We start from the raw sequence: 5,302 nt of genomic DNA, 5'->3' as shown, positions 1-5,302 counted from the left end.
GTCCGGTGAGGACCTTGACCCGGTTGGTCATGCTGGCTTCCTTGAAGCCGTACCGGGCCACGGCGATGGCGAGGTGGCGTCGAGGAAGCGGGCGACCATGCGCGCCTGCGCGTCCCGGTCCTCGGGAACGATCGTGTCGTTGATGCAGAAGGTGTCGAAGTCGCGCCGGGCGACCAGCCGGTTCAGCCGCTGCTGGGCGCGCTGCTCACCGATGTCGATGTAGACGTAGCGCAGGTCGCCGACCGTGGCCCTGGCCGAGTGGTAGGCGTAGTAGTGGTGCAGCGACGAGGCGACGGGCGTGTCGTGCGGGGAGCGGAACCGCGAGTGCTGCGTGACCCAGTGCGCACGCGCGTAGACCTGCTCGATCTCGGCGAGGACGGAGCGTCTGAGGGCGTGCGGGGTGTGCTTCATCTTCTGCGAGATGAACGTGCCGAACTGCTGGGCGATCAGACCCCGGCTGTTCTTGCCGGCGGCGTTCACGGGAAGGTCGTCGGGGGAGATCTGGCCGGACGGGATCAGCGCCTTGGACATGAAGAATTTGGTCAGGCCATTGGGATGGAAGAACTGCTCGGGGCGGACCGGCCGGCCGAAGAACACGTCGTCGTTCAGGTAGAGGAAGTGTTCCGCGAGGTCCGGGATGTGGTGCAGCTGGCTCTCGATGGCGTGGGAGTTGAAGGTCGGCAGCGCACGGGAGTCGGAGAAGATCTCCCGGTGGTCCACCACCCGCAGGCCCGGGTACTCGGTGTCGAGCCAGCCGGGCACCTGCCCCGCGGTCACCAGGAAGATGTTGCGGACCCAGGGCACGAACTGGTGGATCGAGCGCAGGGAGTACCGCAGCTCGTCGCGGCTGGTGTACCGGGCGTCGTTGTCGGCCTGCTCGTGCAGCGACGTGGAGCCCTCGATGAACTGCCGGCGTACGGCGTCCTTGCTCGCTCTCCAGGCCGGGTCGGAGTCGTCGACCCAGGTGTAGACGATGTCGATCGGGTAGCGGTGGTCGCCGATCAGGGCGGCTGTGAACTCGGGCAGCGTACGGGTCTGTCCGGTGCCGTAGAGGAACGGTACGGGGCTGAACAGGCGCTGTTCGGCGAGTCGCCGTTCACCGCCCAACGGAGTGCTGGTGATCACGGAGTTGGGACGGGGTGCGACGAGTTCGCCGTCCTCCTCCGCCCAGAACTCCAGCTCGCAGCCGGACTCATGGCCGAAGGCGAGGTTCTCCGTGGGGTCGCACACGACCCAGGCCACGTTCAGCACCTTCTGCGAGCGGAGTTTCCGCCAGGCCTGTGCGGACGACCCGGCACGGGACTGGCCCCCCGAAGCGGCGCGGACATATCCGGGGTCGCGGCTGCAGACCAGTTGGAGGACGTCCTCGACGTCCTCGCGCAGCGCTGCCGGCACCGCCACTGCAGGAACGGTTCCTCCCGTGCCGCGCACGGCGAAGTACTCGATCTCCGCCTCTTCGAGGACGGCCACCAGCAGATGGAGGTTGCGTGCCCTGGCGGCCCATTCGGTGGCGCCGGGCACGACCATGGCCCGCACGTGCTGTCCGTCGAGACGGATCACCCGGAGGACCACCTCGGCGCCGTGCCGGGCGGGGCCGCGGGCCGCCCCGAGGACGACTCCGGCCAGGGCGGTGCGCATGGCGTCCGCCGCCGTCAGGATCCGCATGACCCCCTGGCGCAGCGGACGGGGAATGCGGCGGACGATGCGCCGCCGGGCCCGCACCGGCACCAGTGATCGGTAGGTCGAAACGAGCGCGCTCGCCTCAGGATTACCCGGGCTCACTCCAACTCCTCAGCACCTTGGCAAGGGCTGAGACCCCCCTCATGCCCCGTACAAACGATTCAGCTCGCCTGCCGCTCACTTCCGGACGAACGGATCAGGCCACCGGATCTTCACATCTTTGCCAACACATTGTCTAGTTGTTTTCTTACCCGTGAGATACGTGTCACTTACATTTCTCTCGCCTGTGCGTCGCCCCGGCCGGTCACACCCGGACCGAGCGGTCCAGCACCAGTCCCGCCTCGGCCGACTGGCGCGCCACGCACAGCGCGCCCGCCTCGTCCAGGAAGGCCAGGACCACCCGCCCGTGCGCGTCCCGGGCCAGCGCGGGACCGTGCGCACAGCGCTCCCCGGTGGGCGACCACCACACGCCGGCGCCCTCGTTCTCGGTGCCGAAGGCCGCGAGCGCGATCTCCCCCGTCTGGTCGCGGGTGGCGAGGACCGTGCAGTCGTACCCGTCGAGAGCGGTGCGCAGGGCCGCGATCCGGCCGACGGCCGGTGCCCCGCCCAGCGGGACGACCCAACTGCCGGGACGATGCCCGACGATCCCGCCGGTCGCCGCGTCCGTCCAGTAGAAGGTCACCCGCTCCCGGGCGGTCTCCAGCACGGCGGGACTGCCCTCGGCCACGGAGACGGCCAGGTTGGGGCAGCGCTCCGGCTCACCGTCCGGCTCGGACTGGGACCAGCGCATCGCAGGACCCTCCCCCGGCACGAACAGCTCGATCCGGCCGGTGCCGGTGGCGGTGGCCGTCATGCCCGGCCGCACGCCACCGCCGCGCAGGTCCCGCCAGGGTTCCCAGCGCCCGTCCGGCGCCTCCCGGCGCAGGCAGACCCCGCCACCCGCGTTGCGGACGAACACATGCACCCGCCCCGACGCACTCACGGCAGCGGCCGGTGCCGCCACCAGCGCCGCGCGCTCCGGGGTCCGGCCGGGATTTCCCATCGAGCGCCACTCGGTGACCGGCCTGCCGGTCTGGTACTGCACCGCGTGCACGATGTCGACGGGGGCGGAGCCGCCCGGCTCCCGCCGGGCGACCAGGTGCACATAACCGTCGGCGCCCTGGGCGGCCGACACGTCCGTGACGCCGGGGGCGGCGAAGAAGTCCGGCCCGGTCCACTCCGGACCGCCGGGGCGCGCCTCGGTCCAGCGCAACAGCCCTGCGCCGGTGCGCGCGTAGGCGGTGAGCCGCCCGTCGCGACCGCGCACGAGCCAGCGGCCGTCCACGACACCGACGGCCCGTGGACCTTCGTACGGCGCCCGGCCCACGGCTCCGCGCGGTGTGCCGGCTCCTCTCGGTGTGCCCGCGCGTCCGCGCCCGGCACGCCCGGTCCTGGCCCCCATCCGGTGCCCCCTCTTCCTCTTCCTCCGGCAGCCCCCCGCCGGCGCCGACCGCCTCCCCGGCCTCCCAGAAAGCCGCTCGTCCGAGGGTCTGCGTTCATGTTTTCGTCACTCCGACCGCACAACTGTCCGGACGGGGTGTCTATAGTGCAACGTCATCCGGCAGATCAAGGACCGGCCCTCCCCCACCCGAGTCCCGAGCCACCGCATTCGCCCTCCAGGGCACGACACATGAGGACTCGAACCAGGATGAGCCACGTATCGACGCCGTCCTCCAACGACAGCGACGGCACCTCCGGGCCCGGCGGCGGGCGAGGGCGCAGGCGTGGGCGTACCGGCAAGCGCCGGACCGGCCGCTGGATCCTGCTCTCCCTGGCCGTGCTGGTCCTCGCCGGGGCCGGCACCGCCTACTGGCTCTACAGCGGGATCGACGGCAACATCAAGGGCGTCGACATCAACAGGTCGATCGGCGACGACCGTCCGGAGAAGCTGCCCACCTCGGGCCAGAACGTCCTGATCCTGGGCTCCGACTCACGGGCCGGGGCCAACGCGAAGCTGGACGACGCCAAGGTGTCCGGCGCCCGTTCGGACACCGCGCTGGTGATACACATACCCGAGGGCCGCAAGCAGGCCGTCGCCGTCAGCATCCCGCGCGACACCCTGGTGACCCGTCCCGAGTGCACCAAGGCGGACGGCACCCCGGTGGCCTCCGCAAAGCGCGTGATGTTCAACTCCATCTACTCCCAGGTCGGTCCGGCCTGTGTGGTCAAGACCGTGGAGCAGATGTCCGGTGTCCGCATGGACCACTACGTCGAGGTCGACTTCGCCGGCTTCAAGGGCCTGGTGGACGCGATAGGCGGGGTGACCGTCACCGTCGACCAGGACATCCACGACTCCTCCAGCGGCCTGAACATCACCAAGGGCACCCACAGGCTGAACGGCACCCAGGCCCTCCAGTTCGTCCGCACCCGGCACGGGATCGGTGACGGCAGCGACCTCGGCCGCATAGGCCTCCAGCAGCAGTTCATGATCGCGCTGCTTTCGGAGATCCAGAAGCAGGACCTGCTGGGCAGTCCGGTGAAGGCATACAAGATCGCCGACAAGCTGACCGCCGCGCTCACCACCGACTCCGAACTCGCCTCCCTCACCAAGCTCGCCGAGTTCGGCCGCAGCCTGAACGGCGTCAGCCCGTCGACCATGGAGACGATCATGCTGCCGGTGGCGTACGACAAGGTCGACCCGAACCGTGTGGTGGCCGCCGAACCGCAGGCGGCTACGCTCTGGAAGGCGATCCGCACCGACTCCACCATCCCGGAATCGGCGAAGAAGTCCCCTGCCACCGGCGGGAACTGACATCTGGTCAGGTCGTCAGACCTCGCGCCAGGCGTGCAGCGCCAGCCCCGGTTCGTCCTTGCGGTGGGTGAGGAGGAGCTGGCCGGTGGCCGGGGACAGGGTCGCCGCGGTGACGCGGCCGGACTCGTCCGTGGTGAGGGCGACCGTCGCGTCCGCGGGGAGCTGCGGGCCGGACTCGGCCCACCAGGCACCGGCCCGCTCGTCCTCGGTGGGGTAGGCGGCGAAGGCGACCCGGCCGCTCGCCGAACGCTGCGCGAGCAGGGTGCAGTCGTGGCCGTCCAGTTCGCAGCGGATCGCCGCGACCGGGCCGGGGCCGGCCGACGGCAGCAGAGTGGCGGGCTTGCCACCGGGGCGCCAGGCGCAGAGGTCGCCGGCGGTGTCCGTGTAGTAGAGGGTCGTGCGCCCGGCCGAGGTCGCGAGGGCGGCGAGGGTGCCCGGCCGGACCGGTGCCTCCAAGGCCTCCTGGAGCACGGGCGGCCTGCCCGCCTCCTCCTGACGCCAGTACAGGATCCCGTCGGGTACGGCCGCGTAGACCTCGACCCGCCCCGACTCACCGGTCACCGCCGCGAGTCCGTCCTCGACCAGCCGCCCCTTCAGATCGCGCCAGGGGTCCCAGCCGCCCTTCTCCTTCTGGGCGACCATGCTGACTCCGCGCCCCCCGTTGCGGACGAACACATGGGCGCGGCCCTCCGCGTCCACCGCGACCGCCGGGACGCCCGTGACCTCGCCCTTCTTTCCCGGGTGGCCTTACTCCTTCATTGCCGCTCTGGAGCCGGGGCGGACGTCGTGGACTGCTGTGCTGGACGTGGTCCGGCTGCGTCCGTGGGACGA

3 protein-coding genes and 1 pseudogene are annotated in these 5,302 nt (G+C 70.9%); 1 reads left to right on the top strand and 3 read right to left on the bottom strand.

Features of this window, described 5'->3' with window-relative positions:
* Positions 1-27: 27 nt before the first annotated feature.
* Together ABZ646_RS39295 and ABZ646_RS39290 are read right to left on the bottom strand one after the other, a co-directional pair.
* Positions 28-1,665, bottom strand: a complete 1,638-nt coding sequence (locus tag ABZ646_RS39295) for a stealth conserved region 3 domain-containing protein (RefSeq protein WP_360530337.1) — start codon at positions 1,663-1,665, stop codon at positions 28-30.
* Positions 1,666-1,984: 319 nt separating this feature from the next.
* Entirely contained in the window at positions 1,985-3,004 is a 1,020-nt protein-coding gene (locus tag ABZ646_RS39290; RefSeq protein ID WP_360530334.1) for a hypothetical protein, read from the bottom strand.
* Positions 3,005-3,367: 363 nt separating this feature from the next.
* Here ABZ646_RS39290 and ABZ646_RS39285 point away from each other — a divergent pair, with 363 nt between their 5' ends.
* Positions 3,368-4,471 (top strand): LCP family protein, encoded by a 1,104-nt coding sequence (locus ABZ646_RS39285; protein ID WP_360530331.1) that lies wholly within the window; start codon positions 3,368-3,370, stop codon positions 4,469-4,471.
* A 15-nt stretch (positions 4,472-4,486) separates the two neighbouring features.
* On the opposite strand, the pseudogene ABZ646_RS39280 reads toward ABZ646_RS39285, so the two are convergent.
* A pseudogene (locus ABZ646_RS39280) lies at positions 4,487-5,218 on the bottom strand (hypothetical protein); the annotation flags it as partial.
* Between the last annotated feature and the right edge of the window lie 84 nt (positions 5,219-5,302).

Source organism: Streptomyces sp. NPDC007162 (genome assembly GCF_040634175.1).
In the GTDB taxonomy this organism is placed as follows: domain Bacteria; phylum Actinomycetota; class Actinomycetes; order Streptomycetales; family Streptomycetaceae; genus Streptomyces.
This window is presented reverse-complemented; position numbering and strand designations above follow the sequence as displayed.

Excerpts from the sequence above, each read along its gene's own strand:
- ABZ646_RS39295 (WP_360530337.1), bottom strand. The coding sequence starts at position 1,665 with ATGCGGATCCTGACGGCGGCGGACGCCATGCGCACCGCCCTGGCCGGA.
- ABZ646_RS39285 (WP_360530331.1), top strand. The coding sequence starts at position 3,368 with ATGAGCCACGTATCGACGCCGTCCTCCAACGACAGCGACGGCACCTCC.